We start from the raw sequence: 26,306 nt of genomic DNA, 5'->3' as shown, positions 1-26,306 counted from the left end.
ATTTGGGGAACAAATAAAGCGATTATCCGTGACGCACTTGCCTTCCAGCAGCTGGCCTGGTTATTGCAGCTGCTTTCCCTTCGGGGGCCCGGGCGGGGCAGGGTGCGTAAAACGAGAGCAAAATAGGTAACAGGTTCTTGATTATGGTGGTAGCGAGGTACTGCAAGTGGGTTGGGCTGGCGGTTGCATTGGGTTGGGGAGCGACGGCTGTTGCCCAGACCCAGGCGACCCTGAACGCGGAGAAGAACCGTCTTGCGCGGATGGAGCAGTCGCTGGAAAACCGCATGGTGGAAGCCGAGGACTTCGAGAATGAGCTCCTCGCCTACGACTACAAGCTCGGTGAGGCACGTGACTCCCTGGAAGAGGCGCGCGAAAACTATGAACAGAGTCGTATCGAGTTGACCCGTGCAGAGCGCGAGCACAAGCGCAACGCCGACACCAACTCCGAGCGCCAGCTGCGCAAGGCGAAGCATGCCTTCAAGATGGCGCAGCGTGGCGTGGACAGTCGTTCCCGGAGGGTGGAGATCATCCAGTCCAATTACGAGGAGCTCAAGGCAGAGGAGCAGAGCGTCCAGCAGGCGATTGCCCGCAGCCGTGATCGAATCGCCGCCCAGAAGAGCAAGGTGGATGGACTGGTTGCAGCAATGCTGCAAAAAGCTGAATCGGCTCGCCGCGCAGAGAAGCTCGCGAAAAGCCAGCCCCCGGTAAAAAAACCGGAACTGCCGGAGCCGTCCATGGCAAAGGCGGCCGAGGCGCAGGATACAGGTTCTTCCGCGGCAGCCCAGGGCGAGGCGCTGGATGAAATCGATGAGGAGCTCCTGGCTTACGTAAAGCGGGAACAGGCACGCCTGAAAGAGTTGATGGCAGAGAAAGGCGAGGGGCAGGGTACGCACACCTTCAAATCCCTCACACTGGAGTCATCCCGGGGAGATCCCCATGATTTTGAGTTTCTGGGCCATAACCAGTATCGCGTCGTGGCCCCGGTAGAGGCCGGGCTGCAGACCTATGAGGTAAGTGGTTTCAGTACCCTCAAGTTCCGGCGGACCATCCCGGCAGAGGATGCGGGCAAAAACTACGTGTTTATCCTCGATGCACGCCGCCTGTCGCGGCCGCGGTTAATCATGTATCCCGAATACGCGCTGTCTTACCTGGATTGATTGCTGCAGGTGCCGGCCGGGGAATTCACCCAGGCCGTCTTGTAAAGAAGCCCGCTTTCAGCGGGCTTTTTTTATGGTTGTCAGTTGCGGGTGGCATCGTCGCCCGGAGTCGCTCGCACTTCCAGTAAGGCCTCGAACAGCGGCGTGTACTGGCTTCCACCGGGTGCCATTTCACTGCGATATAGCACCAGGTTGTCCAGCTGCACCACGAAGTCCAGCTGCTCGGCGGGAAAGCGGCCGAATCCCCGGCGGTTACGCCCCAGTGTAAAGTGGGGGCGGAAAGCGGCGCTTTCGGGTTTCATGCCAAGATCGCGCATTAACTCCCGGCAGCCGTTGTGCAGCCGGTCCAGGCCCGGGTTGCTGATCATTTCCGCGGCCAGCAGGCCGGCCCGTGGGCGTGGGAAGGGGCCCAGGGACACGACCCTGGCCGAGCAGGCGGTGGCGTTGTCGGCGATCTCTACCAGGCCCCTCTCGATGGCGGGAACCAGCTCGGGAGAGGTCTCGCCCAGGAATGCCAGTGTCAGGTGGCGGTTGCTGGCACTGGTCCAGCGGGTTTTATCCCTTCCGGGGGGCAGCAGGCGCCGTGCGTGACCAACCAGTCCATCCAGGAAGTGCTGGGTGGCGCGGTCGGGTTGGATGCCGATAAACAGGCGAACCGAGTCGCTCCCTGGCTGCCCGGGCGCGTTCTTCTCCCCTTTCCGTTTCGACATAAAAATCCCTGTTTTCCAGTCTTGAAAAGCTTACGCATGCCCCTATATCAGTTGTACGGGCAGGGTGCTCGAATGAGGCTCTCCCGCAGCGCCCGGTCTTCGGACGGGCATATCGTGAATATTGCTCTGAATTGAGGATATGACAATGCGTAATTTTGATTTTTCCCCGCTTTACCGTTCCGCTATTGGCTTTGATCGCATGGCCAACCTGTTGGATACAATGACTGCGAGCGAGCAGAACCAGCCCGCATACCCGCCCTACAATATTGAGCTTACCGGCGAGGACAGCTACCGGATAAGCATGGCGGTTGCCGGGTTTGACAAGTCAGAACTGGATATCCAGGTGGAGCAGAATCGCCTCACCGTAAGCGGCAAGCAGTCTGATGAATCGGCTGATGGGCGTAAATTCCTGCACCGCGGTATCGCGGCGAGGGACTTCGAGCGGCGCTTCCAGTTGGCCGATCATGTGAAGGTGGTGGACGCGAACCTTTCCAATGGCCTGTTGCATATCGAGCTGGTGCGGGAAATTCCCGAGGCAATGAAGCCCCGTTCGATCGAGATCGGAGAAGGCCGGTTGCTGCAGTCAGACCGGAATACCACCGGTGAAGAGCAGGCTGCCTGACACTTTTCCAGTTGAACCAGGACTGTCCACTGTGCGGCCACAGCGCCGCACAGCCCTACCACACGGATAAGTATCGACCTTACTACCAGTGCGCGGAGTGCGCACTGGTATTTGTGCCTGCGGAATTTCATCTCGGGGCCGCGCAGGAGCGTGCCTACTACGACCTTCACGAAAACTCTCTGGAAGATCCGGGCTACCGCCGGTTCCTGTCCCGTTGTGCTGTCCCCCTGCTGGAAGCCTTGCCTGCGGCATCCCGTGGGTTGGATTTTGGTTGCGGGCCGGCTCCGCTGTTGGCGAAGATGCTCTCCGAAGCGGGACACTCGGTCTCCATTTACGATGCATTCTATGCCCCCGATACCAGTGTGCTGGAAGAAAGCTTCGACTTTATCGTGGCCACAGAGGTTGTTGAGCATCTTTCCGCGCCGGGCGAAATACTGGAGTTGCTCTGGTCGCGACTCAATCCCGGTGGGCTTCTCGCCCTGATGACCAAGCTGGTGATATCACCAGAGCGTTTTGCCAGCTGGCACTATATCCGCGATCCGACCCATATCTGTTTTTTCAGTGAAAGGACATTTGCATGGCTGGCGGATCGCCTGGGGGCCCGCATGCGGCTGGCTGACCGGGATGTGGTGTTCCTGCGTAAATAGAGACACAGCCGCGGCCGCAGCAGGCGGCAGCTGTGCTGCATCACCCGCCGTGCCCGGGCACAGGGTTGCCCTACGTGTTGACCCGAAACAGTTTCGCGCGGACCGTAGTGCGGTACTCGCTGGGTGTAGTGGCGAGAAACTTCTTAAACAGCGCAGTAAAGTGGCCCATGTCCTGGTAGCCCACCTTCTCTGCAATCTCGTTGACCGACAGGTTGCTCGACTGCAGTAATTCCCGCGCCATATCGACTCTGACATTCTGCAGGTACTGGAGTGGGGTCTGCCCGGTGGCCAGCTTGAAGCGTCGGTTGAAGGAGCGCACGCTCATGTCAAAGTGTTCCGCCACTTCGCTCAGGCGTACCTCTTCGCTGCAGTGTTCCTTGAGCCACGTCTGTGCCTGTACAATTTCCTCGTCCGGGTGCAGGTGCACCGAACCCTCGGAGTAGGCGATCTCCTCGAACGGCCGGCGGATTTCGTGGGAAAAGTTACGCTCCACATGACTGGCCACGGACGAGCCGTAGAGCTGGCGGATCAGGTGGACGGTTACATCGGCCAGCGCATTGACGCTGGCTGCGCAAAAAAGCTTTTCCGCCTGGGTGATGAAGTACTGCCGCTTGAGTTTCACCTGGGGGTAGTCACTGGCAAAGCGCTCAAAGTAATGCCAGTGCGTGGTTGCCGGTTTTCCGTCCAGTAGACCCGCTTCCGCCAGGAAGCATACGCCGGTGCCCACGGCGCTGATTGCGGCACCGCCGGCGGCCTGTTTCTCCAGCCACTCCAGCAGTGCCCCGGAGCGGCGCAGGGCCGGTCGCGGATTGCGCCACAGTGCTGGCAGGTAGATGATATCGCTGTCGGGGGCATCCGCCAGCGCCGCATCGGGGGCCAGCGGGAAGCCGGAGCGGGTTTTCACCGGTTTGCCGTCGAGGCTTACGGTGAGGATACGCATCCCGCTGTCACCGTCCCCGCCGTCCAGTCCCTCGGCGCGGGCGCGGCTCTGGGCGCCGCGAAGCATTTCCAGTGGCAACACGGTTCCGGTTGCCAGCATCTGGTCGATCAGTACAAAGGTGACGGTTCGCATTACTTCTCTGAACTCTGGATACCTGAAACAAGGAAAAGCAGGCCCCGGGGATGCCGCTGGCCAGATACTCAATTTTGCTGGCCAGTATGCCCATAACGAGGCCGATTCGCCACCCCCTAAACTGACCTACCGTCGAATTTAGTCAATTTCTCAGCCTTGCAGCTGGAGGTAAGGATGCAGCGCCTACCCGTCATCACCGCATTTGGCGGTTTCAACCCCGCCGGACGCAGTTCCTTTCACCGGGGCTATCACCGCCTGGTGCTCGACAGCCTGGGAGCGTCGGAGCGCGCCGATACCCTGGCGGACCTCGCCGCATTGATGGGCCTGCGCCAGGGCGAGGAAGCCGGGCAGCCCGTCGATGCTGCACTGGAGCGGCGCGTGCTGGACGGCACCCTGGTGCGGGAGCTGGAGCAGCGCTTCTACGACTACCGCAAGTGCCACTATCACCAGCCGGCAGAGCTCAGCAACACCGAGGGTTTCACCTTCGAGATGACGGCCCGCCAGCTGCCGGACCCGTTGCCGGAAGATTGGCAGGTTGAGTCCCTGGGCGAGGGCAGGGTGCGGGTCCACTGCAGCGGGCTGTCAGTGATGCTGGACAGTTACCGGGAGATCCCGGTGGCTTCGGCGGGGCAATTGCCCACCGGTTTTGAACCCTCCCGGGAATATAACTCCAGATTCCATCCCCGCGGCCTGCAGCTTGCGATCCTTGGCGCCTCCGATGCGGTGCAGTCCCTGGGAATCGACTGGGATACGGTGGTGTCCGCGGCGGGTCCCGACAAAATCTCGGTCTACGCCAGTTCCGCCATGAGCCAGCTTGACCCCTACGGTAATGGCGGCCTGTTGCAATCCCGCTTGCGCGGCACACGGGTAAGCTCGAAGCAGCTGGCGCTGGGCCTGACCAGTATGCCTGCTGACTTTGTAAACGCGTACGTGCTGGGTAGTGTGGGTACGACCGGCGCGGTTGCCGGTGCCTGCGCCACCTATCTCTACAACCTGCGTGCGGCAGTGGAGGATATTCGCCACGGGCGTGCACGCGTGGCCGTGGTGGGTGCCGCCGAGGCCCCGTTGGTGCCCGAGGTGGTGGATGGCTACACCACCATGGGGGCGCTGGCCAATGTCGACGGGCTGCGGAAGCTGTTCCCGGGGGAAATCGACTACCGTCGCGCGAGCCGGCCGTTCGGGGAAAACTGCGGTTTTACCCTCGGTGAGGGCAGCCAGTGGGCGATACTGATGGATGATGAGCTGGCCCTGGAGCTGGGTGCCAGTATCCACGGTGCAGTGGCCAACGTATTCGTCAACGCGGATGGCACCAAAAAATCCATTTCCGCCCCCGGGCCCGGTAATTACCTCACGGTAGCCCGTGCACTGGCGGAAACCCGGGCAATTGTTGGCGAGGAGAGCCTGCGCCGGCGCAGCTTTGTCCAGGCCCATGGATCCAGCACGCCGCAGAACCGCGTCACCGAGTCCGCTATTTTCGACCGGGTAGCCGGCGCTTTCGGCATTGAAGGCTGGCCGGTATGCGCGGTCAAGGCATACCTGGGGCACACAGTGGCCGCCGCCAGTGGCGACCAGCTGATCACCAGCCTGGGTATGTTCAGGCGGGGCATCCTGCCCGGGATCACCACCATCGACAGGGTGGCGGATGATGTCCATCACCAGCACCTGGATATCTCACTGGAGCACCGCGAACGGGCGCCGGAATCCCTGGATGTCGCTTTCCTCAACTCCAAGGGCTTCGGCGGCAACAATGCCACGGCGAGCGTGCTCGCCCCGCACCTGGTGGAGAAAATGCTGGCCCGGCGGCATGGGGAGAAAGCCCTGTCCGCGGCTCGCCAGCGCAATGAGGCAGTGCAGGAACGGGCGCTGGAATACGACCGCCGCGCTTCCCGGGGCGACCTGAATGCGATTTACCGTTTCGGCGAGGGGCTGGTGGACGAGAGTGCCATCGAGGTGTCTGCGGAGCGCATGACCCTGCCGGGCCTGGAGCCCGTAGAGCTCCCTGCTGACAATCCTTTTGATGATATGTGCTAAAGCCTGTTGCTGCCGGTTGCGAATGGCGTAGACTGATCCCACGCAACAGGCAGGTGGCTTATGGCGGAAAGCGAACCGGCGGTAAAGCCGCCGGACCTCAAGGATGGAGATGACGTCGGCTCGCGACTCAAGGCCGTGCGCAGTATGCATGGCTGGTCCCAGCGGGAGCTTGCCAAGCGGGCTGGCGTCACCAATGCCACAATCTCCCTGATCGAGCAGAATCGGGTAAGCCCCTCAGTGGGCTCGCTCAAGAAGGTGCTCGACAGCATCCCCATGTCGCTGGCGGAATTCTTTACGCTGCAGTTCGACGACTCCTCCCAGGTTTTTTTTCGTGCCGATGAAATGCCGGACATGGGTACCGGTGTGATCCAGTACCGGTTGGTGGGCGCGGGGATCCAGGGGCGCGAAATGTCCATTCTCTACGAGGTGTACCCGCCGGGCGAGGACACCGGTCCGGAGATGCTGAGCCATGCGGGCGAGGAGGGCGGGGTCATCGTATCCGGCCAACTGGAGGTAACGGTGGGCGCCGAGGTTGCCGTCCTGGGGCCCGGGGACGGCTACTATTTCAGCAGTCGCAGGCCGCACCGTTTTCGCAATCCCGGGGACTGCGACTGTATTCTCGTCACTGCCAATTCACCGCCCAGTGTCTGATCGGTCTCGCCATTGGCGCCGGTGCCTTTTGCCAGCGTCGATACTGGTTGGTGAATTTCTGAACTCTGATACTTGTGGGGCCATCCAATTTGTAAGAAATGGTATTCAAACGAATGTTTGAATCTGGCTATACTAGGGCTGGCTGACCGAAATGGAGTGAGGCGTCACTGCCTGGCGTACGCTTCACCCGGTCACAGAAAAACTTCGACCCCGGGCCGACCCGTGCCCTGAATCCAAGAGGTCAATCAATGTTATTTAAAGGCAAAGCGCTAACTGTGCAGATGCTGGACAACGGCATCGCCGAGCTCAACTTCAATCTTGAAGGGGAGTCTGTCAACAAATTCAATCGCCAGACTGTGGGGGAGCTCTCCGAAGCACTGGACGCGATTGAGGCGGCGGACGGCCTGAAAGGCGTGCTGCTCACCAGTGGCAAGGGTGTATTCATCGTCGGTGCCGATATCACCGAATTTGGCGGCGCTTTCTCGGCCGGCCCGGAAGGCATCGCCGACCTGATGAACAAGAACAACGAGAACTTCAACCGCCTGGAGGACCTGGGTGTGCCCACCGTGGTGGCCATCAACGGTTTCGCCCTGGGCGGTGGTTTTGAGGTTTGCCTGGCGTGTGATTACCGGGTTATGGGTGACCAGGGCAAGGTTGGCCTGCCGGAAGTCAAGCTGGGCCTGATCCCGGGTTGGGGTGGCACCGTGCGCCTGCCGCGCGTGGTAGGTGTGGATGTTGCGGCCGAGTGGATCGCTGCCGGCAAGGAACAGAAACCGAATGCGGCCCTCACCGCCCACGCCGTGGATGCGGTGGTTGCCAATGACCAGCTCAAAGACGCTGCGCTCAAGCTGCTGGGTCGCGCCATTGACGGCGAGCTGGATTACCAGGCGCGCCGCGAGATCAAGAAATCGCCCATCCCCCTGAATGACACCGAGGCCATGATGGCCTTCTTCACCACCAAGGCTTTTGTTGGTGCGCAGGCCGGACGCAACTACCCCTCACCGGTGAAGGCGGTTGAGTCCATCGAGCAGGGCTACAAGGTGGACCGCGATGAGGCCCTGAAGATTGAGCAGCAGAAGTTCATCGAGTGCGCCCAGACCGATACCGCCGAATCGCTGGTGAACCTGTTCCTGAATGACCAGAAGATTGGCAAGGTTGCCAAGGGCTGGGAAAAGAAAGCCGATAAGAAGATTGAGCGCGCCGCCGTGCTCGGTGCCGGCATCATGGGAGGCGGTATCGCCTACCAGTCTGCCTACAAGGGCACGCCGATCAAGATGAAGGACATCGAGCAAAAGGGCATCGACCTGGGCCTGAAAGAGGCCAACAAGCTGTTGACCAAGCTCGTCGACCGCGGACGCATGACGCCGGCAAAAATGGGCGAGACCCTCAACCGCATCGAGCCGACCCTGAGCTACGACGGCTTCGACGACGTCGACGTAGTGGTCGAGGCAGTAGTGGAAAAGCTGAAGGTCAAGCACTCGGTGCTGTCCGAGGTGGAAGGCAAGGTCAGTGACGACACCGTGATCGCTTCCAACACTTCGACCATTTCCATCGACAAGCTGGCCGAAGCCCTGAAGCGCCCGGAAAACTTCCTCGGCATGCACTTCTTCAACCCGGTGCACAAGATGCCGCTGGTGGAGGTGATTCGGGGTGAGAAGACCTCTGACAACGCCATTGCCCGCGTGGTGGCGTTCGCCAACAAGATGGGCAAAAAGCCGATTGTAGTGCGTGACTGCCCCGGGTTCCTGGTGAACCGTGTCCTGTTCCCGTACTTTGCCGGCTTCTCCATGCTGGTCCGCGACGGTGCCGACTTCCAGGAAGTCGACAAGGTCATGGAGCGCTGGGGTTGGCCGATGGGTCCGGCCTACCTGATGGATGTGGTTGGCATCGATACCGGTGTCCATGCCGAGGAAGTGATGGCAGAAGGTTTCCCGGAGCGCATGGGCAAAACCTTCAAAGCTGCATCCGATGTCATGTACGAGGCCGGGCGCTACGGCCAGAAAAATGACAAGGGCTTCTACAACTACGAAGAAGACAAGAAGGGCAAGCCCAAGAAGGTGGCTACCGATGAGGCCTACGAGCTGCTCAAGCCGCATGTGGCCGAGCGCCGCGAGTTCGACAAGGACGAGATCATCGAGCGCATGATGGTCCCCATGGCTACCGAGCTGGCCCGTTGCCTGGAAGAAGGCATTGTGGATTCACCGGCCGAGGCCGATATGGCGTTGATCTACGGCATCGGCTTCCCGCCCTTCCGCGGTGGCATCTTTGCCTGGCTGGACAAGGTCGGTATGGATGAATTCGTGAAGATGGCAGACAAGTACGCCGAGCTGGGTGAGCTGTACAAGCCCACTGAGCGCATGCGCGAAATGGCCGCCAACGGCACTACTTACTACGGCGACAAGTGAGGAGAGTTTCGATGAGTTTAGATCCCAGAGATGCCGTAATTGTCGATTACGCCCGTACGGCCATGGGCCGTTCCAAGAATGGCGTTTACCGCAATGTGCGCGCGGACGATATGTCCGCGGAGCTGCTGAAGAAATTCCTGCAGCGCAACGAGAAACTGGATCCGGCTGAGATTGATGACCTGATCTGGGGCTGCGTGATGCAGCGTGATGAGCAGGGCTTCAACGTGGCTCGCTTTATCCTGCTGCGTGCCGGCCTGCCGCACACAATTCCGGCGCAGACCGTGAACCGCCTGTGCGGATCCTCCATGTCCTCACTGCACACTGCTGCCGCCAATATCCGTGCCGGCGTAGGCGATGTATATGTGGTTGGTGGTGTCGAGCATATGGGCCACCTCAATATGATGGAGCATGTCAGCCCCAACCCGATGCTGGGTCGCCATATGGCCAAGGCTGCCGGCTCCATGGGCATGACCGCCGAATACCTGGCGATGATGCACGGTATTCAGCGCCAGCAGATGGATGAATTCGGGGCCCGTTCGCACCAGCGCGCTGCCGCTGCCACCAAGGAAGGCAAGTTCAACAGGGAGATCATCGCCATCGAGGGGCACGACGAGGACGGCGTACCCTTCCTGGTGGAGACTGACCAGACCATCCGCCCGGATACCACAGCGGAGGGGCTGGCGCAGCTCAAGCCGGCGTTCGATCCCAAGCATGGCCAGGTGACCGCCGGTACTTCCTCGCAGATTACCGATGGCGCATCCGTCATGCTGGTAATGTCCGCCGAGCGCGCCAAGGCGCTGGGGCTGGAGCCTATTGCCAAGGTGCGCGAAATGACCCTGGCGGGCGTTGATCCCTCCATTATGGGATACGGGCCGGTGCCTTCCACCAAGAAAGCGCTCAAGCAGGCGGGCCTCACTATCGACGACATCGACAAGGTGGAGTTGAATGAGGCCTTCGCGGCACAGGCTCTGCCGGTGCTGAAGGACCTGGACCTGCTGGACAAGATGGACGACAAGGTCAATCTGTATGGCGGCGCCATCGCCCTGGGTCACCCGTTTGGCTGCTCCGGGGTGCGGATCACCGGTACGCTGTTGTCCGTGATGCAGAACGAGGGTGGTAACCTGGGTGTGTCGACCATGTGTATTGGTCTGGGCCAGGGCATCACCACGATCGTCGAGCGGGTCTGATAGATCCAGCCAGACGTGGAGAGGGCGCCTTCGGGCGCCCTTTCTGCATGTGGGGGCTGCGTGGCGGCCCGGCGAGGCCCCAATTTGTTGAAGCGCCCCGGTGGCTGTGGCACAATCTGCTCCCCCTGTCGCGGGGCCCTCGGGTCAATGCAGTAAAATGCATATATATCAATGAGTTAGCGGCAGTGGCCACGGGGACGTGGTGGAATTGGTAGACACGCCAGATTTAGGTTCTGGTGCCGCAAGGTGTGGGAGTTCAAGTCTCCCCGTCCCCACCAAGCAATGTTAAGCGCAGTCCGTTTGCCGGCCCTGGATCAGTGGCGAGGCGCGGGCTGTTTGTATTTGGCGTATACCGGGCCCGGTGCTCCCATGCTCCGGCCCGCGCCTGAGAGAGGTCGACCGGGTGAGCCCGGCGGCCATCACGAGCTGGCGCTGCGGCGCGACTACAGAGAGTCTCACGAGGATTAAGATGCAGGTTTCCATCGAAACAACTTCCGGCCTGGAGCGTCGTCTGACCGTCAACCTGCCGGCGGAAGTCGTCGATAAAGAAGTGGATAAACGTCTCCAGCAGGCGGCCAAAACCGTACGTATGAACGGTTTCCGCAAGGGCAAAGTGCCGATGAAAGTTGTTCGCCAGCGCTACGGTGCCGGTGTGCGCCAGGAAGTCCTCGGTGAGGTGATGAGCCGCTCTTTCTACGAGGCAGTGCAGCAGGAGCAGGTTAAGCCTGCCGGCCAGCCGAGCATTGAAGCCAAGCAGACCGCACCGGGTGAGAACCTGGAGTACGTGGCGACCTTCGAAGTCTACCCGGAAGTGGAGCTGGCTGACCTGGCCGAGATCACTGTCGAGCGTCCGGTAGCCGAAGTGACCGACAAAGATGTCGACAACATGATCGACGTACTGCGCAAGCAGCAGTCCGGCTGGAAGGAAACCAAGCGCAAGGCCCAGAAGGGCGACCGCGTTGTGATCGATTTCGTCGGTCGCAAGGACGGCGAGGAGTTCGAGGGCGGCAAGGGCGAGGATCACCAGCTGGTGCTGGGATCCGGCCAGATGATCCCGGGCTTCGAGGACGGCATCCTGGGCATGAAGCCCGGTGAAGAGAAAGAGATTGAGGTCACTTTCCCGGAAGACTACCAGGCGGAAGAGCTGCGCGGTGCTGAAGCGACCTTCACCATCAAGGTGAAGTCCTCCGAGAAGCCGGAGCTGCCGGAGCTGGATGAAGAGTTCTTCAAGGCCTACGGCGTCGAGGAAGGCGGCGAAGAGAAGTTCCGCGAGGAAGTGCGCAACAATATGGAGCGCGAGCTGAAGAACGCGGCTCTGAACAAGGTCAAGACCCAGGTAATGGACCAGCTGGCCGAGAAGCATGAGGTGGAGATCCCGGCTGCTCTGATCGCTGGCGAGGTACAGACCCTGCGCAACCAGATGGTTCAGCAGTTCGGTGGCCAGATCAAGGCTGAAGACGCGCAGAAGATGCTGCCGGATGCCATGTTCGAGGACCAGGCCAAGCGTCGCGTGGTGCTGGGCCTGGTAGTCGGTGAGATCGTCAAGCAGAATGAGCTGAACGTCGATGCCGATCGCGTGAAGGCCAAGGTGGAAGAGCTGGCCTCTACCTACCAGCAGCCCGAGGAAGTGGTCGAATACTACTTCAGCAACCGCGAGCTGCTGTCTGGTGTCGAGTCTGTCGTCCTGGAAGACCAGGTAGTGGACTTCGTCCTGGACAAGGCCAAGGTCGAGGAAGTGAAGAGCTCCTACGACGATGTGATCAAGCCCCAGCAGCAGGGCTGATCGACCCCTTTACCGGTGGTCGCATCTCGCGACCACCGGCTCCCTCCTTCCCCTTTTTCACCGACTGGCTTTCTTGCGCCCGACCGGTTAAGCTCAGAAAAACCCGATTTTCAGTGGCTGGTGGATTTCCCGCGCCAGTTGCGCATCTCGCCTTACACGCCAAAAAAGGAAGCGACGGTATTTATGGCACGTTTTGATAATTCCCATTCCGCGATTGAACCTTCAGCCTCCGGCCTGGTGCCGATGGTGGTAGAGCAGACTGCCCGCGGTGAGCGTTCCTTCGATATTTATTCCCGTCTTTTGAAGGAGCGGGTGATCTTTCTCGTGGGTCCCGTGGAAGACCACATGGCGAACCTGGTGGTGGCGCAGCTGCTTTTCCTGGAAGCGGAAAACCCCGACAAGGACATTCACCTCTACATCAATTCGCCGGGGGGATCGGTGACTGCAGGCCTGTCGATCTACGACACCATGCAGTTCATCAAGCCCGATGTGAGCACCATGTGCATCGGCCAGGCCTGCAGCATGGGGGCTTTCCTGCTGGCATCTGGCGCCACCGGCAAGCGCTTTGCGACTCCCAATTCGCGGGTAATGATCCACCAGCCCAGTGGCGGTGCCCAGGGGCAGGCCAGCGACATCCATATTCACGCGCAGGAAATCCTCAAGATTCGCCAGCGCCTGAACGAACTGATGGCGCACCATTCTGGCCGCAGCATCGACGAGATAGAGCGCGATACCGAGCGCGACAAGTTCCTGAGCGCGGATGAGGCCAGTGAGTACGGCCTGGTGGACGATGTCCTGTCCCGCCGCCAGGGGCTCGAAAAGTAGGGGTGACCGGGCGGCCGGCGATCTGGTCCGCCTTATCGTCCGTATTCCCGAATGACAAAAGGCTTGAAAAACGCGCCGAAAGGCAGCATCTTGCTATAGAACCACGTTAGAAGCCGGGTCACCGGCTGGCCGACTGAGCACGGAGTATTTTGATGACCGACCAGAGCAGTGGAGAAGACAACGGTAAACTGCTGTACTGTTCATTCTGCGGTAAGAGCCAGCAGGAAGTACGCAAGCTGATCGCGGGACCGTCTGTCTTTATCTGCGACGAATGTGTCGAACTTTGCACCGATATCATCCGTGAAGAGGTGCAGGAGAGTTCGGAAGGCCCCGAGGGTCGCCTGCCTACGCCCAAGGAGATCACCGAGATCCTCGACCAGTACGTCATTGGTCAGGAGCGCGCCAAGCGCGTGCTGGCGGTCGCGGTTTACAACCATTACAAGCGTCTCCGCAGCAAATCCGGGGTGAAGGGCAAGGACGAGGTTGAGCTGAGCAAGTCCAACATCCTGCTCGTGGGCCCCACCGGTAGCGGTAAGACCCTGCTGGCCGAGACCCTGGCCCGTCTGCTCAACGTGCCATTCACCATTGCCGATGCGACGACCCTGACCGAAGCCGGCTATGTCGGTGAGGACGTGGAAAATATTATCCAGAAGCTGTTGCAGAAATGCGACTACGACGTGGAGAAGGCGCAGCAGGGCATCGTTTACATCGATGAGATCGACAAGATCTCGCGCAAGTCTGACAACCCGTCGATCACCCGTGATGTTTCCGGTGAGGGCGTACAGCAGGCCCTGCTCAAGCTGATCGAGGGTACCGTGGCGTCAGTTCCCCCGCAGGGTGGCCGCAAGCACCCGCAGCAGGAGTTCCTGCAGGTGGATACCGGTAACATCCTGTTCATCTGTGGCGGCGCATTCGCGGGTCTCGACAAAGTGATTCGTGACCGCTCTGAGAAGGGTGGTATCGGTTTCAGTGCCGAGGTCAAATCCAAGGACAGCAACAGCAACTTCGGTGAAATACTGCTCGACCTGGAACCCGAGGACCTGGTGCGTTATGGCCTGATCCCCGAGTTCGTAGGTCGCCTGCCAGTCACCGCGACGCTGGAAGAGCTTGATGGCCCGGCGCTGGTGCAGATCCTGACCGAGCCCCGCAATGCCCTGACCAAACAGTATTCGAAGCTGTTCGAGATGGAAGGGGTGGAGCTCGACTTCCGGCCCGACGCCCTGGACGCGGTCGCCGCCAAGGCCATGGAGCGCAAGACTGGCGCCCGTGGACTGCGCTCGATCATGGAGTCCGTTTTGCTCGAAACCATGTATGACATTCCATCAATGGACAATGTCGCCAAGGTGGTGATCGACGAAGCGGTCATCAAGGGAGAATCCGCGCCACTGCTGGTGTACGAGAGCAACGAATCCACTTCACAGAAGGCGGCACCGGAAGAGTAACCGGTGCCGCAAGCCGAAAAGCCCCGTCCGGGGCTTTTTTTATGCCCGCTCGATTTGTGTGGTTAATTGATCCTGTCAGTACTGCAATCCGTATCCCGACAAGTGGCTGCTGCGCGAGCAGGGTGGGTGGAATGACGCGAGGAGTTTTGCGGCCTGTGGGGAAGGGTGAGATATATTCCCGTTAATCGGCAACTATCCCTATATTATTAACGGTCAGGGCAAGCTGGTGGGCAGCCGGGAGTGGCTGGGGGAAATTTCCCCGTGACCGGCCCTTGTAATGTGGCCAACTTTACCCCATCTCTAGCCTATCCCGCTGAAAGGCGGACCAAGTTTTGCGTTGCAGCCATCCGTGGCGCGACTGAATAGCCAGTGATCGGGCCGAGAGGAGTTCTATGGATCAGCCATCCGACACCAAACAAGAGTTTCCGCTGCTGCCGCTGCGCGATGTTGTCGTCTATCCGCATATGGTGATTCCGCTGTTTGTGGGCAGGGAAAAATCTATCGATGCGCTGGAAGAAGCCATGCGCACCGACAAGCAGGTGCTGCTGGTCGCCCAGCGCCAGGCATCCGAGGATGATCCAGGTGCCGAAGACGTTTACCGCGTCGGCACTGTGGCGAGCGTGCTGCAGCTCCTCAAGTTGCCCGATGGTACCGTCAAGGTGCTGGTGGAGGGCAGTCACCGTGTCAATATCCTCGACATCACCGAGGGAGATGGGCACTACCGCGCCAGCGTAGAGACGCTTGAGACCGAGGAACTGCCGGAAGCGGAGGCGGAAGCCCTGGTTCGCTCTGCCATGGGGCAGTTTGAGCAGTACGTCTCGGTCAGCAAGAAGGTTCCGAATGAGGTAATCACCTCCCTGTCTGGAATTGACGAGCCAGGCCGGCTTGCCGACACCATTGCAGCGCATATGTCGCTGGAGTTGGGGCAGAAGCAGGAATTGCTGGAGACGTCCAGTGTGAAGGAGCGGCTGGAAACCCTCCTGGGCCTGATGGATTCCGAGATCGACCTGATCCAGGTAGAGAAGCGGATCCGTGGCCGCGTCAAAAAGCAGATGGAGAAGAGCCAGCGCGAGTACTACCTGAATGAGCAGATGAAGGCCATTCAGAAGGAGCTTGGCGAAATCACGGAAGAGCCGAACGAGATCGAGGAACTCGAACACAAGATTGCCGAGTCTGGCATGAGCGCGGAAGCGGAGAAGAAGACCCGCGCCGAGCTGGCAAAGTTGAAGATGATGTCGCCGATGTCGGCCGAGGCTTCGGTACTGCGCAGTTATATCGACTGGATGCTGAGCGTACCGTGGAAAAAGGCCAGCCGTGTCCGCCATGACCTTAAGAAGGCCGAAGAAATCCTGGACAAGGATCACTACGGTCTCGAGGAAGTAAAAGAGCGTATCCTCGAGTATCTCGCGGTGCAAAAGCGGGTCAAGAAAGTGAAGGGGCCAATCCTGTGCCTGGTGGGCCCGCCCGGGGTAGGTAAAACCTCGCTGGGTCAGTCAGTTGCCCGCGCCACCAATCGCAAATATATACGCATGGCATTGGGTGGGGTGCGCGATGAAGCGGAAATCCGTGGCCACCGCCGCACTTATATCGGGTCGCTTCCCGGTAAGCTGATCCAGAAAATTTCCAAGGTCGGGGTGAAAAACCCGCTGTTCCTCCTCGACGAGGTGGACAAGATGGGTATGGACCAGCGTGGCGACCCGGCGTCGGCACTGCTGGAGGTTTTGGATCCGGAACAGAACAAGACCTTCAATGACCATTACCTGGAGGTTGATTACGACCTGTCCGATGTCATGTTCGTCTGTACGTCCAACTCCATGAACATCCCCGGGCCGTTGCTCGACCGTATGGAGGTTATCCGGCTGCCCGGCTACACCGAGGACGAAAAGCTTAATATTGCCCAGCGCTACCTGGTGCCGAAGCAGCGCAAGGCCAATGGCCTGAAGGAAGACGAGTTGCAGCTGTCGGACGACACTGTAAAGGACATCATCCGTTACTACACCCGTGAGGCGGGTGTGCGCGGACTGGACCGGGAGATCGCGAAAATCTGCCGCAAGATCGTCACCGAGCATGTGCGGAAATCCACCACCAGCAAGGCAGTAGTACAGCCGGAGGAGCTGGAAGACCTGCTGGGCGTGCGTAAGTACGACTTTGGCCGGGCGGAAGAGGAAAACAAAATTGGCCAGGTTACCGGCCTGGCATGGACGGAGGTCGGTGGTGAGCTGCTCACCATTGAATCCTCTGCAGTGCAGGGCAAGGGTCGCGTAATCAAGACCGGCTCCCTCGGTGATGTGATGCAGGAGTCCATCCAGGCAGCACTGACAGTGGTCCGGGCCCGCGCGCAGTCACTGGGTATCGCGCCGGACTTTAACGAGACGCGCGACCTCCATATCCATGTGCCTGAGGGGGCCACACCGAAAGATGGGCCGTCAGCGGGTATTGCGATGTGTACGGCGGTGGCTTCGGTACTGACAGGTATCCCGGTTCGATCCGATGTGGCCATGACCGGCGAAATTACCCTTCGCGGTGAAGTGTTGCGAATCGGCGGGCTGAAGGAAAAGCTGCTTGCCGCCCGTCGCGGTGGTATCCGGACGGTATTGATACCGGCGGATAACGAGCGGGACCTCAAGGACATCCCAGACAATATCCTCGAGGACCTGGTGATCAAGCCGGTCAAGTGGATCGACCAGGTGCTGGACCTGGCCCTGGAGCACAAGCCCCAGTCCCTGACCGATGAGGAGTACTCAGCACTGCAGAAGCGCGCCGAGGAGCGTTCCCAGCGCCAGGTACAGACGCACTAAAAAATGTTCGCGAGGTGGCGCCTGAAGCCACCTCCGCGTTCGCTTAAAAAATAATCTGACTGCAGTTCAGTCGCCCCATTTTCATACCCAACTGCCCTGAAACCCGCGTGATTCCTTGACCCGCTATCGGGCAGTTGGTATAACACGTGGCTTATTGATCGGCGCGCAAATCGCCGATAGCCAAGGCTCGAACGCAGAGGGATCCCGGCATGGGGTCCCCGATACATATCTAGAAAAGAACAGAGGGATTAAGCGTGAATAAGTCCGAACTGATTGAAGCAATTGCCGCATCTGCAGATATTCCGAAGGCAGCAGCTGGACGTGCTCTGGACGCGATGGTAGACAGCATCACTGACGCCCTGAAGAAAGGCGATCAGGTTGCACTGGTAGGTTTCGGCACTTTCGCCGTTAAAGAGCGTGCTGCACGCACCGGCCGCAACCCGCGCACCGGCGACCCGATCGAAATCGCCGCTGCCAAAATCCCGAACTTCAAGGCCGGCAAAGCCCTGAAGGACGCAGTAAACTAAGAGGCCTGGGACCCCAGAGGTTCACAGCTTCAAGGAGGCGTATCGCTGGGATGCGCCTTTTTTGTTTCTGATTCATATAAATTTCACAGAGTTATTTTTCGGAGCTGAGCATGCTTCAGTCCATGCGCGACAACCTGAAAGGCACGGCGGCGATTATTGTTGCCGGTTTTTTCGGTTTTATTATGGTCATTGGGGGAATTGATTTTTTCACCGGTGCCAGTGGTGGTGCCACCGATGAAGTGGCGGAAGTCAATGGTGAAAAGATTACCAACCTGGATCTGCAACGTGCGATCCAGAATCGCCGCAATATGATCATGAGCCAGTATGGCGACAATGCCCCTGCGGACCTGCTTACCGACGAGCGCCTGCGTGGCCCCGTACTTCAGCAACTGGTCACCAGTTCGGTCCTGCGCCAGGCAGCCCAGGACAGTGGAATGGTCATGAGTGCCGCCGCTGTCGACAGGGAGACTGTGCAGATTCCGGCATTCCAGGTGAATGGCAAATTCGACCCGCAGGTGTTCCGGGATTCCCTGCGCCGGATGGGCTATAGCCCCGCCAACTTTCGCCAGGTGATGGAGCGTGACCTGGTCCTGCAGCAATATGCAGACGGTGTCAGCGGTACAGCCTTTGCCACGCGCGCCGACGCCGAGCAGGTGGTCGAGATTTCCATGGAGGAGCGCGATTTCGATTATGTGGTACTGCCGGTGGCCGGAATGCTTGAGGGCATTGAAGTAGCTGACAGCGAAGTACAGGAGTACTACGACCAGAACCAGGCTCAGTTCCAGCGGCCGGAGCAGGTTGCGATCGAGTATATCGAGCTGAAGCCCGAGGTTTTCGCCGGGAATATTGAAGTGTCGCCCGAGAATGTGCGTGCCCAGTACGAGCAGGAAGCCGCTACCTTCCAGGCCAGTGAGCGTCGCCGCGCGGCACACATCCTGCTGGAGGAGGCCGATGAGGCCAAAGTAGCGGAGATCCAGTCAAAGCTTGATGCTGGTGAGGACTTTGCCGAACTGGCCAGGACTTACTCTGATGACGTCGGCTCCAGCGAAGAGGGCGGCGATCTCGGGTTCACCGACGGCGAGGTTTTCCCGGAGGCTTTTGAGGAGGCACTGGCGCAACTGCAGGAAGGCCAGGTTTCCGGCCCGGTGACCACCGATGCCGGCACTCATTTCATCAAACTGCTGGAGATTGAAGGCGCCGAGCCCCCGACTTTCGAGGAGCGCGAGGCCGCCATTACCGCCCAGCTGCGCAATGCCGAGGCGGAACGCGAATTCGTTGCCGCGCTGGGCCGTCTGGCGGACCTGGCTTACAACGCGGAAACCCTGGCCGGACCCGCCGAGGAACTGGGGGTACCGCTGCAACAGGCACCGCTGTTTGGTCGCGAAGGTGGTCCCGGCGTCGCAGCCAACGAACAGGTGGTTGCGGCGGCATTCGCACCGGAAGTCATGCTCGATGGCAACACCTCGGATGTATTGAACCTGACCGAAGATCATTCTGTAGTATTGCGGGTTACCGAGCACCAGCCTGCCGGTATCTATCCGCTGGCGGAGGTTCGGGAGCAGATCGTGGACCTGCTGAAGCGTGAAAAGGCAAGCGCCCAGTTGGCGGAGAAGGCTGAGGCGATCGGCGAGGAGCTCCGTTCGGGCAAGCCATTTGACGAGCTCGCAGAAGAGCGCGAACTGGCACTGGAAACCAGCGACAAGACTCGCCGTGGTGGCTTCGGCCAGCGTGGTGAGATCGTCGAGGCGGCGTTTGCCATGCCGGAGTCCGGAAAGGTAAAGACCTTTGCCACCGGCAGTGGGGACCAGGTGGTGCTGCAACTGCGCGATGTGCGGGAGGGCGACCTGTCCCGCCAGAGCCCCGAGCAGCGCTCGGCGCTGCTGCAGCAGCTGGCGGCCATGAGTGGCAGTGCCGAACTCGCGGCGGTGCAGAAGTACCTCGCCGAGCAGGCTGATATTGAACTGGTGGAGGCGTCGGACTGACGCCAGGGCAAAATCCTGCCAGTGTGAAAAACCCGGCTCCGGCCGGGTTTTTTTATGCCTGGAGGCCCGCCGGCTGTTGCGCTGTTGCGAATTGCTGCGCGAGTGGCATGCAATAAAAAACCCGGCCGGAGCCGGGTTTCAGTCAGTTGGCCTGGAGTGCTCAGCCGCTGCTGGCGCCGTTGACGAACAGGGTCAGCTGCTGGCCGGGCTGGAGATAGCTTGATCTGCTCAGCTTGTTCCAGCGCAGGATGTCATCGATCTCAAGGCTGAATTTCCTGGCGATGCGGTAGAGCGAATCGCCGCTGCGTACCCGGTAGGAAAGTTTCCGGGTAGCAGAGCCGCTGGATCCCGCACCGCTGTACGCCACCAGGTTGCGGCCCGGGCGCAGGGTCTCGCCAGTGGCCATATCATTCCAGCTGGCCAGCTGGCGCACGCTGACGCCCAGGGTGCGGGCAATGCCCCACAGGGTATCGCCGGGGCGCACGGTATAGTTGGTCTTGCGGCTGCCGGAACCGCTCTTGCCGCCACCCACACGCTGGTCCAGCGCGTAGGCGTACTGGCCGTTGGCTCCGGATGCCCGGGGGATCAGCAGGGTCTTACCCGCACGGATATTATTGCCGCGCAGGTTGTTGGCCTGGCGGATCGCCTCAATTGAGGTCTCGTAGCGGCGGGCAATAGTCGAGAGGTTGTCGCCACGCACGATGCGATAGCGCTCCCAGCTGACCCGTTGCTCTTCAGGGATCTCGGCCAGGGCGGCCACGAACTGGTCCCGTTTGGAGATCGGGATCAGCAGCTGGTGGGAACCGTTGGGGTCGGTCGCCCAGCGGCTGAAGCCCGGGTTCAGCAGCTGCAGCTCTTCAATTTCGATATCCGCCAGTTGTGCCGCCTGCGCCAGTTCGATCTGGCTGCCCACATCAACCGCGGTGTAGTAGGGCTCATTGGCGACGTCGTGCAGGGGGACCCGGTAGTGGTCGGGGCGGGAGATAACCTCCGCCAGTGCCAGCAGCTGGGGCACATATCGCTGGGTTTCCCGCGGCAGTGGCAGGTCCCAGTAACTGGTGCCCTTACCGCGACGGGCGTTGCGTTCACGGGCCCTGCGCACGGTGCCTTCGCCGGCGTTGTAGGCCGCCAGGGTCAGTGCCCAGTCGCCGTCAAACTTTTTGTTCAGGTAGGCAAAGTACTTGATGGCTGCCCGGGTCGATGCGGCCACATCACGCCGGCCGTCATACCACCAGTTCTGGTGCAGGCCGAAAGATCGACCGGTGGCGGGAATGAATTGCCACATCCCGGAAGCGCTGGCATGGGAGTAGGCAAACGGGTCGTAGGCACTCTCGACAATGGGCAGCAGCGCCAGCTCCATCGGCAGGTTGGCGGCTTCCAGTTGCTCGGCAATATGGAAGATATAGCGCCGCGAGCGCTCGGTAACCCGGGCCATGTAGCCTTCGTTCCGCGAATAGTAAGCGATGTAGTCGCGGACTTTGGGATGCTCGGTGTGTCGCGCCAGGTTAAAGCCGCGCCGCAGACGGTCCCAGATATCGACCGGCGGCAGGGCCTTCTCCATTGTCGGCGTCGGGTCTATTGGTTCTGCCTGTACATGGGTTCCTTCCCATTCCTCTGGTGAATTCCCCTGCTGCGCATCTTGATCCTCAATTTGCGCGCAGGCCCCCATTGTTGCTGCCAATACAGCAACAGCCAGTTTTTTGTGAACCATGCCGGTTTCCGCAAGTTTTGTGCATTCTGAGAGCCCAGGCGTTTAAATTGCTATTGGACCTGAGCTTTTCTTTCTAATGTTCTGATTCTAAAGAGCTGTTTAGGTTTCGGTCAATGGAAACTGGCTAGTTTTTGCGCAAAATGCATTGATTAAGGAATAAACAAACTATTTTGCTGCCATATGGAAGGATCGGGTTGGTTAAAAATTATCCTTCCACTGGCGCAGGCTGGCAAACACTTCGACCTCGCCGGGGTTGTCGTCGGCGCCGTGATTGCTCGCGCAGCGAGCGAGGGCGGGAATATGGCAGCGCAGGAAGGGATTGGTGGCCAGCTCCTCACCGATCGTGGAGGGCAGGGTAACGCGATCGTGGGCGCGCAGGGACTCTGTCTCTGAGATGCGTTTCTGCAGGGTGCTGTTGCCCGGCTCGGCCGCCGAGGCAAAGCGCAGGTTGGCCAGGGTGTATTCGTGTGCGCAGTAGACCAGGGTCTCGGGTGGCAGGGCACCCAGGCGGGAAAGTGAGGCGTACATCTGTTCAGGCGTGCCCTCGAACAGGCGTCCACAACCCCCTGCGAACAGGGTGTCGCCACAGAAGAGATGATGGTGCAGGCCGCCGCCAGTGTCGTCGTCCATCAGCAGTGCCAGGTGATCCAGGGTGTGCCCGGGTACGGAGATCACACGCACCGGGCAGCCCAGCACGCGGAACTGGTCGCCGTCCTCGAGGCTGTCGGTGACGCCCTCGATGGAGCCGGGCCCGAAAACCGGGCAGTCATAACGATTTTTCAGCTCTGCCACACCGCCGGTATGGTCCAGGTGATGATGGGTGATCAGGATACCTGCGAGACTGTTCGAGCCAAGGGCGTCGATGACCGGGCGTGCATCGCCGGGGTCCACCACCCAGTGCTCGCCGTCCCGTTCCAGGTGCCAGATGTAATTGTCATTGAACGCCGGGATGGGAGATATTGTGAGCATGGTTCTCGCCGGTTAATCTTGGATGGGTAACGATAACATAGTGTAACGGGTGTGCCGTGGCGATGGTGCCGAGCACACTGTTGTCGCAAATCCAGTTCTTCCGGGAACAGGTTGCGCCCTCTCAGGTCCTGTGCAAGCCTGTTGCGGCTGGCGTCCGGGACGGGAACTAGAAATGCACGCGGGGAACCAATGGGAAACAAGTCACGAGGCAGGCAGGGTACCGGGGCGAGCAGCCTGGCGCAGTCCTGCGCCGACGTTGCCCGGTGGTTCGAGAGTGGCCTGGGGCAGGAAATCCTCTCCCAGGAGCTGGCCCTGGCACAGCCGCTGGTAGAGGGCCTGTTTGGCTATCACCTGATGCAGGCGGGTGTGACAGATACTATCGACTTCGCCGCCTGCAGCCGTATCAATCACTGTTTCAGGCTGACCCCGACACCGCGCCAGCGCGGTGCCGCACTGGTGGAGTTTGAGCAGCTGCCGCTGCCATCGGAATCGATTGACGTTGCGGTGCTTCACCATTTGCTCGATTTCTCCGAACATCCCCACCAGGTACTCCGTGAGGCCGCGAGGGTACTGATACCCGGTGGCCACCTGGTGCTGTTGGGGTTCAACCCGTTCTCGCTGCTCGGGGCGTCACGCCTGATCTTTTCCCGCGCTGCCATGCAGCAGGGTAACCACCTGCGGGCCGCGCGGCTTGAGGACTGGATGAACCTGCTGGACCTGCAGGCAAGCAGGGTCGAGCGGGGCTTCTTCCGCCTGCCACTGCAGCACCGGGAACTGCTCGCCCGCACCGCCTGGATGGAGCGGCTGGGCGCGCGCTGGCACTTGCCTTGGGGAGGGTTTTACATCATAGTCGCGCGCAGAGAAGTGGCGCGCATGCGAACACTGCGCATCCAGTGGCGCGGTGAGCGCAAACCTGCACTGCGCCCAGTCCCCTCAAGCCCGCGTGTGGCCGCACGCCGGGGCCATTCGAAACGCTGAACCCGGAAAAAAACAGTCACATTGAAACAAGTAACAATCTATACCGATGGCGCCTGCAGGGGTAACCCTGGTCCCGGCGGCTGGGGCGCATTGCTGATTCATGGCGACGCGGAAAAAGAGCTCTACGGTGGAGAGGCCCATACGACCAACAACCGTATGGAGCTGTTGGCTGCAATCAAGGCACTGGCAGCCCTGAAGCAGCACTGCCGTGTCGACCTGCATACCGATTCCCAGTACCTGCGCCAGGGCATCACCAGCTGGATTAATTCCTGGAAGAAGAATGGCTGGAAAACCTCGGCCAGGAAACCGGTAAAAAATGCCGACCTGTGGCGCGCCCTCGACGAGGGAATTGCCGGGCACGAAGTGCACTGGCACTGGGTCAAGGGGCACGCCGGTGATCCCGGTAACGAGCGGGCCGACGAGCTGGCCAACCGCGGAATAGACGAACTGGAGAGTTGAGATGCGTCAGGTTGTCCTGGATACAGAAACCACCGGCCTTGATCCCAAGAGTGGTCACCGGATTATTGAAATCGGTTGTGTCGAGCTGGTCAATCGCAAGCCTACCGGGCGTCATTACCACCAGTACATCAATCCGGAAAGACAGGTGGATGACGGCGCGATTGAAGTGCACGGCATCACCAATGAATTCCTGCACGACAAGCCGGTGTTCGCCAAAATAGCTGACGAGTTCATGTCCTTCTGTGAGGGTGCTGAGCTGGTCATCCACAATGCCCCCTTTGACGTCGGCTTTATTGACTGGGAACTGAAGCTGCTGGGCAGTCCGCGCTGGCAGAGCGTAGCGGCGCACTGCGGTGTGCTGGATACGCTGACCATGGCGAGGGAAAAGCACCCTGGCCAGAAGAACAGCCTCGATGCACTGTGCAAGCGCTACTTCGTCGACAACTCCCAGCGAGACCTGCACGGCGCGCTGCTGGACGCGGAGATCCTGGCCGACGTCTACCTGACCATGACCGGTGGGCAGACGGACCTGGCCCTTGCCCAGGGCGGTGACCAGGGCACCGAAGGGGAAGCGGGGCAAGACAATCACCAGCTGGCTCCGGGGGCTATTCGCCGCCTGGCGGCCGACCGGCAGCCTCTCACAGTAGTTGCGGCGTCCGCGGAAGAGGTGCAGGCGCACGAGGAGATGCTTGCGCTGCTGCAGGATAGCGCCGGAACCCATTACTGGAAGTGATCCCGCTACCGGGAGCCGGATTACCGCGGCCGGCGGCTCAGCCAATAACCCAGACCATACAGGCCAGGGCCACCGTACTCAGTACCAGTGTGTAGGGCAGTGCCATCAATACCATGCGACCGTAGGACAGCCGGATCAACGGCGCCAGGACGGATGTCAGCAGGAACAGGAAGGCTGCCTGGCCGTTTGGTGTCGCCACGCTGGGCAGGTTGGTACCTGTGTTGATGGCGACCGCCAGTTTCTCAAAATGCGCACGGCTGATTTCGCCCGCCTCCAGCGCACCCTTGACCTCATCGATATAGACTGTTGCCACAAAGACATTGTCACTGATCATCGACAGTAGGCCATTGGCGATAAAAAGCATGGATGGCTGTCGCTCCTCATCCATGGCCAGGACCCAGTGGGTGACCGGCTCGAACAGGTGTTGCTCGTGGATCACCGCGACGATGGCAAAAAACACCACCAGCAGCGCGGTGAAGGGCAGGGCTTCTTCAAAAGCGTGGCCGATACGCGGTTCCTGCACCACGCCGTTGGCGGAGGTAAGCAGCACAATAACCACCAGGCCGATAATGCCCACCTCGGCCACGTGGAAAGCCAGGGCGAAAACCAGCAATATGGCCACGCCCCCCTGTATCCATAGCTCCGCGACATCGCGCTTCGCGCGTTTCCTTTCCTGCTCGTGGGCGTACAGGTCCAGCACCTCCCGCACGGCCGCCGGCAGTCGTGCGCCGTAGCCGCAGATTTTCATATTCTCCACCAGAACGCAGGTTGCAAGGCCTGCGAACAGTGTGGGAATGGTTACCGGTGCCATCTGCTGGAAGAATTGCAGGAACTCCCAACCGGCCTTTTCCGCAATGAGCAGGTTTTGCGGTTCACCGACAATGGTGCACACGCCGCCCAGTGCGGTACCCACGGCACCGTGCATGATCAGGCTGCGCAGGAAGGCCCGGAACTGGTCCAGGTCCTCGCGATGGTACTCAACCACATGCTCGTCGGATGAATGATCATGGCTGTCGTGGTGGTGCGGGCGATTGCTTGCGACCCGGTGGTATACAGAGTAGAAGCCCACGGCAACCGCGATCAGTACCGCCGTGACCGTCAGTGCATCCAGGAACGCGGACAGCGCAGCCGACACACCGCAGAAAAGCAATGCCAGCAGGGTTTTCGAGCGGACCCTGAGCAGGATTCTGGTAAAGAGGAATAGCAGCAGGCTTTTCATGAAATAGATGCCCGCTACCATAAACATCAGGAGCAGCAGGACTTCAATATTGTCCATGACTTCATGAAAAACCGCGTCGGTGGACGTCATTCCCAGAACGACGGCCTCGATGGCGAGCAACCCGCCTGACGGCAGCGGGTAGCATTTCAGGGCCATTGCCAGTGTAAAAATAAACTCCCCGATCAACACCCAGCCGGTCACGAAGGGGCCGGCGAGTAACAGTAGCAACGGGTTGCCCAGCAGGAAGATGATAATAGTGAGCTTGTACCAGTCGGGTGCCTCGCCGAGGAAGTTTTCAGCGAAGGCGCGCCCGAGCCCGTCGCCGGTGTGACGCTTGGCGGGATCAGGGGCGCGGGCGGGCTGGCGGGTCATCAATCCGTATCCTTCCCCGGGCCCTG

At 60.2% G+C, this 26,306-nt stretch carries 21 protein-coding genes and 1 tRNA gene; 17 read left to right on the top strand and 5 right to left on the bottom strand.

The window, feature by feature from the left end:
• Positions 1-143: 143 nt before the first annotated feature.
• Positions 144-1,157, top strand: coding sequence for a coiled-coil domain-containing protein (locus tag LVD10_RS02730; protein WP_232942900.1), 1,014 nt, complete (start codon positions 144-146; stop codon positions 1,155-1,157).
• 80 nt (positions 1,158-1,237) lie between these two features.
• Here LVD10_RS02730 and thpR read toward each other — a convergent pair whose 3' ends face one another.
• Positions 1,238-1,867 carry an RNA 2',3'-cyclic phosphodiesterase gene (thpR, locus tag LVD10_RS02725; RefSeq protein WP_237061724.1) on the bottom strand — a complete coding sequence of 210 codons (630 nt, stop codon included), beginning with the start codon at positions 1,865-1,867 and terminating at the stop codon, positions 1,238-1,240.
• Positions 1,868-2,012: 145 nt separating this feature from the next.
• Between thpR and LVD10_RS02720 the strand changes: the two genes are divergently transcribed.
• Complete coding sequence (locus LVD10_RS02720; RefSeq protein WP_232942898.1) at positions 2,013-2,489, top strand: Hsp20 family protein; 477 nt, start codon at positions 2,013-2,015, stop codon at positions 2,487-2,489.
• Between the two features lie 11 nt (positions 2,490-2,500).
• Complete coding sequence (locus tag LVD10_RS02715; protein ID WP_237061723.1) at positions 2,501-3,136, top strand: class I SAM-dependent methyltransferase; 636 nt, start codon at positions 2,501-2,503, stop codon at positions 3,134-3,136.
• Between the two features lie 70 nt (positions 3,137-3,206).
• On the opposite strand, the gene LVD10_RS02710 is transcribed toward LVD10_RS02715, so the two are convergent.
• Positions 3,207-4,208 (bottom strand): GlxA family transcriptional regulator, encoded by a 1,002-nt coding sequence (locus LVD10_RS02710; protein WP_232942896.1) that lies wholly within the window; start codon positions 4,206-4,208, stop codon positions 3,207-3,209.
• Between the two features lie 174 nt (positions 4,209-4,382).
• Between LVD10_RS02710 and LVD10_RS02705 the strand changes: the two genes are divergently transcribed.
• The 11 genes from LVD10_RS02705 to LVD10_RS02655 all read left to right on the top strand — a co-directional run bounded on the left by LVD10_RS02705 (position 4,383) and on the right by LVD10_RS02655 (position 19,839).
• Positions 4,383-6,239, top strand: coding sequence for a beta-ketoacyl synthase (locus LVD10_RS02705; RefSeq protein WP_237061721.1), 1,857 nt, complete (start codon positions 4,383-4,385; stop codon positions 6,237-6,239).
• 60 nt (positions 6,240-6,299) lie between these two features.
• Entirely contained in the window at positions 6,300-6,890 is a 591-nt protein-coding gene (locus tag LVD10_RS02700) for a cupin domain-containing protein (RefSeq protein WP_232942894.1), read from the top strand.
• A 248-nt stretch (positions 6,891-7,138) separates the two neighbouring features.
• Positions 7,139-9,295 carry a fatty acid oxidation complex subunit alpha FadB gene (fadB, locus tag LVD10_RS02695; protein WP_232942893.1) on the top strand — a complete coding sequence of 719 codons (2,157 nt, stop codon included), beginning with the start codon at positions 7,139-7,141 and terminating at the stop codon, positions 9,293-9,295.
• An 11-nt stretch (positions 9,296-9,306) separates the two neighbouring features.
• Positions 9,307-10,482: an acetyl-CoA C-acyltransferase FadA gene (fadA, locus tag LVD10_RS02690; protein WP_232942892.1), complete on the top strand. Its 1,176-nt coding sequence runs from the start codon at positions 9,307-9,309 to the stop codon at positions 10,480-10,482.
• Positions 10,483-10,675: 193 nt separating this feature from the next.
• Positions 10,676-10,760, top strand: a tRNA-Leu gene (locus LVD10_RS02685).
• 191 nt (positions 10,761-10,951) lie between these two features.
• The gene (tig, locus tag LVD10_RS02680; RefSeq protein WP_232942891.1) at positions 10,952-12,265 is read left to right on the top strand and encodes a trigger factor; all 1,314 of its coding nucleotides are present in this window, start codon (positions 10,952-10,954) and stop codon (positions 12,263-12,265) included.
• A 183-nt stretch (positions 12,266-12,448) separates the two neighbouring features.
• A complete protein-coding gene (gene clpP, locus LVD10_RS02675) occupies positions 12,449-13,090 on the top strand; it encodes an ATP-dependent Clp endopeptidase proteolytic subunit ClpP (protein ID WP_232942890.1) in 642 nt (213 codons plus the stop codon).
• 152 nt (positions 13,091-13,242) lie between these two features.
• Positions 13,243-14,532, top strand: a complete 1,290-nt coding sequence (gene clpX / locus LVD10_RS02670; protein WP_232942889.1) for an ATP-dependent Clp protease ATP-binding subunit ClpX — start codon at positions 13,243-13,245, stop codon at positions 14,530-14,532.
• A 392-nt stretch (positions 14,533-14,924) separates the two neighbouring features.
• Positions 14,925-17,330 (top strand): endopeptidase La, encoded by a 2,406-nt coding sequence (gene lon / locus LVD10_RS02665; RefSeq protein ID WP_232942888.1) that lies wholly within the window; start codon positions 14,925-14,927, stop codon positions 17,328-17,330.
• A 254-nt stretch (positions 17,331-17,584) separates the two neighbouring features.
• The gene (gene hbs, locus LVD10_RS02660; RefSeq protein ID WP_010132873.1) at positions 17,585-17,857 is read left to right on the top strand and encodes a non-specific DNA-binding protein Hbs; all 273 of its coding nucleotides are present in this window, start codon (positions 17,585-17,587) and stop codon (positions 17,855-17,857) included.
• 110 nt (positions 17,858-17,967) lie between these two features.
• A complete protein-coding gene (locus LVD10_RS02655; RefSeq protein ID WP_232942887.1) occupies positions 17,968-19,839 on the top strand; it encodes a SurA N-terminal domain-containing protein in 1,872 nt (623 codons plus the stop codon).
• 160 nt (positions 19,840-19,999) lie between these two features.
• On the opposite strand, the gene LVD10_RS02650 is transcribed toward LVD10_RS02655, so the two are convergent.
• Entirely contained in the window at positions 20,000-21,550 is a 1,551-nt protein-coding gene (locus LVD10_RS02650; protein WP_232942886.1) for a LysM peptidoglycan-binding domain-containing protein, read from the bottom strand.
• 198 nt (positions 21,551-21,748) lie between these two features.
• The gene (gloB, locus tag LVD10_RS02645) at positions 21,749-22,519 is read right to left on the bottom strand and encodes a hydroxyacylglutathione hydrolase (protein ID WP_232942885.1); all 771 of its coding nucleotides are present in this window, start codon (positions 22,517-22,519) and stop codon (positions 21,749-21,751) included.
• Positions 22,520-22,708: 189 nt separating this feature from the next.
• Here gloB and LVD10_RS02640 point away from each other — a divergent pair, with 189 nt between their 5' ends.
• From LVD10_RS02640 to dnaQ, 3 genes are read left to right on the top strand one after another with little or no spacing between them, the layout of a single operon-like run.
• Complete coding sequence (locus LVD10_RS02640; RefSeq protein WP_237061719.1) at positions 22,709-23,497, top strand: class I SAM-dependent methyltransferase; 789 nt, start codon at positions 22,709-22,711, stop codon at positions 23,495-23,497.
• A 21-nt stretch (positions 23,498-23,518) separates the two neighbouring features.
• Complete coding sequence (gene rnhA, locus LVD10_RS02635; protein WP_232942883.1) at positions 23,519-23,956, top strand: ribonuclease HI; 438 nt, start codon at positions 23,519-23,521, stop codon at positions 23,954-23,956.
• A gap of 1 nt (position 23,957) precedes the next feature.
• Positions 23,958-24,689, top strand: coding sequence for a DNA polymerase III subunit epsilon (gene dnaQ / locus LVD10_RS02630; RefSeq protein ID WP_232942882.1), 732 nt, complete (start codon positions 23,958-23,960; stop codon positions 24,687-24,689).
• Between the two features lie 37 nt (positions 24,690-24,726).
• Here dnaQ and nhaB read toward each other — a convergent pair whose 3' ends face one another.
• Complete coding sequence (nhaB, locus tag LVD10_RS02625; protein ID WP_237061717.1) at positions 24,727-26,280, bottom strand: sodium/proton antiporter NhaB; 1,554 nt, start codon at positions 26,278-26,280, stop codon at positions 24,727-24,729.
• Positions 26,281-26,306 lie beyond the last annotated feature (26 nt).

Source organism: Microbulbifer zhoushanensis, assembly GCF_021729055.1.
Taxonomy (GTDB): Bacteria; Pseudomonadota; Gammaproteobacteria; order Pseudomonadales; family Cellvibrionaceae; genus Microbulbifer; species Microbulbifer zhoushanensis.
Note: the sequence above shows the minus strand (reverse complement) of the source record. Positions and strands in the feature narration are given on the sequence as shown.

Coding starts and splice junctions, on each gene's coding strand:
- LVD10_RS02730 (WP_232942900.1), top strand. CDS start 144: ATGGTGGTAGCGAGGTACTGCAAGTGGGTTGGGCTGGCGGTTGCATTG.
- thpR (WP_237061724.1), bottom strand. CDS start 1,867: ATGTCGAAACGGAAAGGGGAGAAGAACGCGCCCGGGCAGCCAGGGAGC.
- LVD10_RS02720 (WP_232942898.1), top strand. CDS start 2,013: ATGCGTAATTTTGATTTTTCCCCGCTTTACCGTTCCGCTATTGGCTTT.
- LVD10_RS02710 (WP_232942896.1), bottom strand. CDS start 4,208: ATGCGAACCGTCACCTTTGTACTGATCGACCAGATGCTGGCAACCGGA.
- LVD10_RS02705 (WP_237061721.1), top strand. CDS start 4,383: ATGCAGCGCCTACCCGTCATCACCGCATTTGGCGGTTTCAACCCCGCC.
- LVD10_RS02700 (WP_232942894.1), top strand. CDS start 6,300: ATGGCGGAAAGCGAACCGGCGGTAAAGCCGCCGGACCTCAAGGATGGA.
- fadB (WP_232942893.1), top strand. CDS start 7,139: ATGTTATTTAAAGGCAAAGCGCTAACTGTGCAGATGCTGGACAACGGC.
- fadA (WP_232942892.1), top strand. CDS start 9,307: ATGAGTTTAGATCCCAGAGATGCCGTAATTGTCGATTACGCCCGTACG.
- tig (WP_232942891.1), top strand. CDS start 10,952: ATGCAGGTTTCCATCGAAACAACTTCCGGCCTGGAGCGTCGTCTGACC.
- clpP (WP_232942890.1), top strand. CDS start 12,449: ATGGCACGTTTTGATAATTCCCATTCCGCGATTGAACCTTCAGCCTCC.
- clpX (WP_232942889.1), top strand. CDS start 13,243: ATGACCGACCAGAGCAGTGGAGAAGACAACGGTAAACTGCTGTACTGT.
- lon (WP_232942888.1), top strand. CDS start 14,925: ATGGATCAGCCATCCGACACCAAACAAGAGTTTCCGCTGCTGCCGCTG.
- LVD10_RS02655 (WP_232942887.1), top strand. CDS start 17,968: ATGCTTCAGTCCATGCGCGACAACCTGAAAGGCACGGCGGCGATTATT.
- LVD10_RS02650 (WP_232942886.1), bottom strand. CDS start 21,550: ATGGTTCACAAAAAACTGGCTGTTGCTGTATTGGCAGCAACAATGGGG.
- gloB (WP_232942885.1), bottom strand. CDS start 22,519: ATGCTCACAATATCTCCCATCCCGGCGTTCAATGACAATTACATCTGG.
- LVD10_RS02640 (WP_237061719.1), top strand. CDS start 22,709: ATGGGAAACAAGTCACGAGGCAGGCAGGGTACCGGGGCGAGCAGCCTG.
- dnaQ (WP_232942882.1), top strand. CDS start 23,958: ATGCGTCAGGTTGTCCTGGATACAGAAACCACCGGCCTTGATCCCAAG.
- nhaB (WP_237061717.1), bottom strand. CDS start 26,280: ATGACCCGCCAGCCCGCCCGCGCCCCTGATCCCGCCAAGCGTCACACC.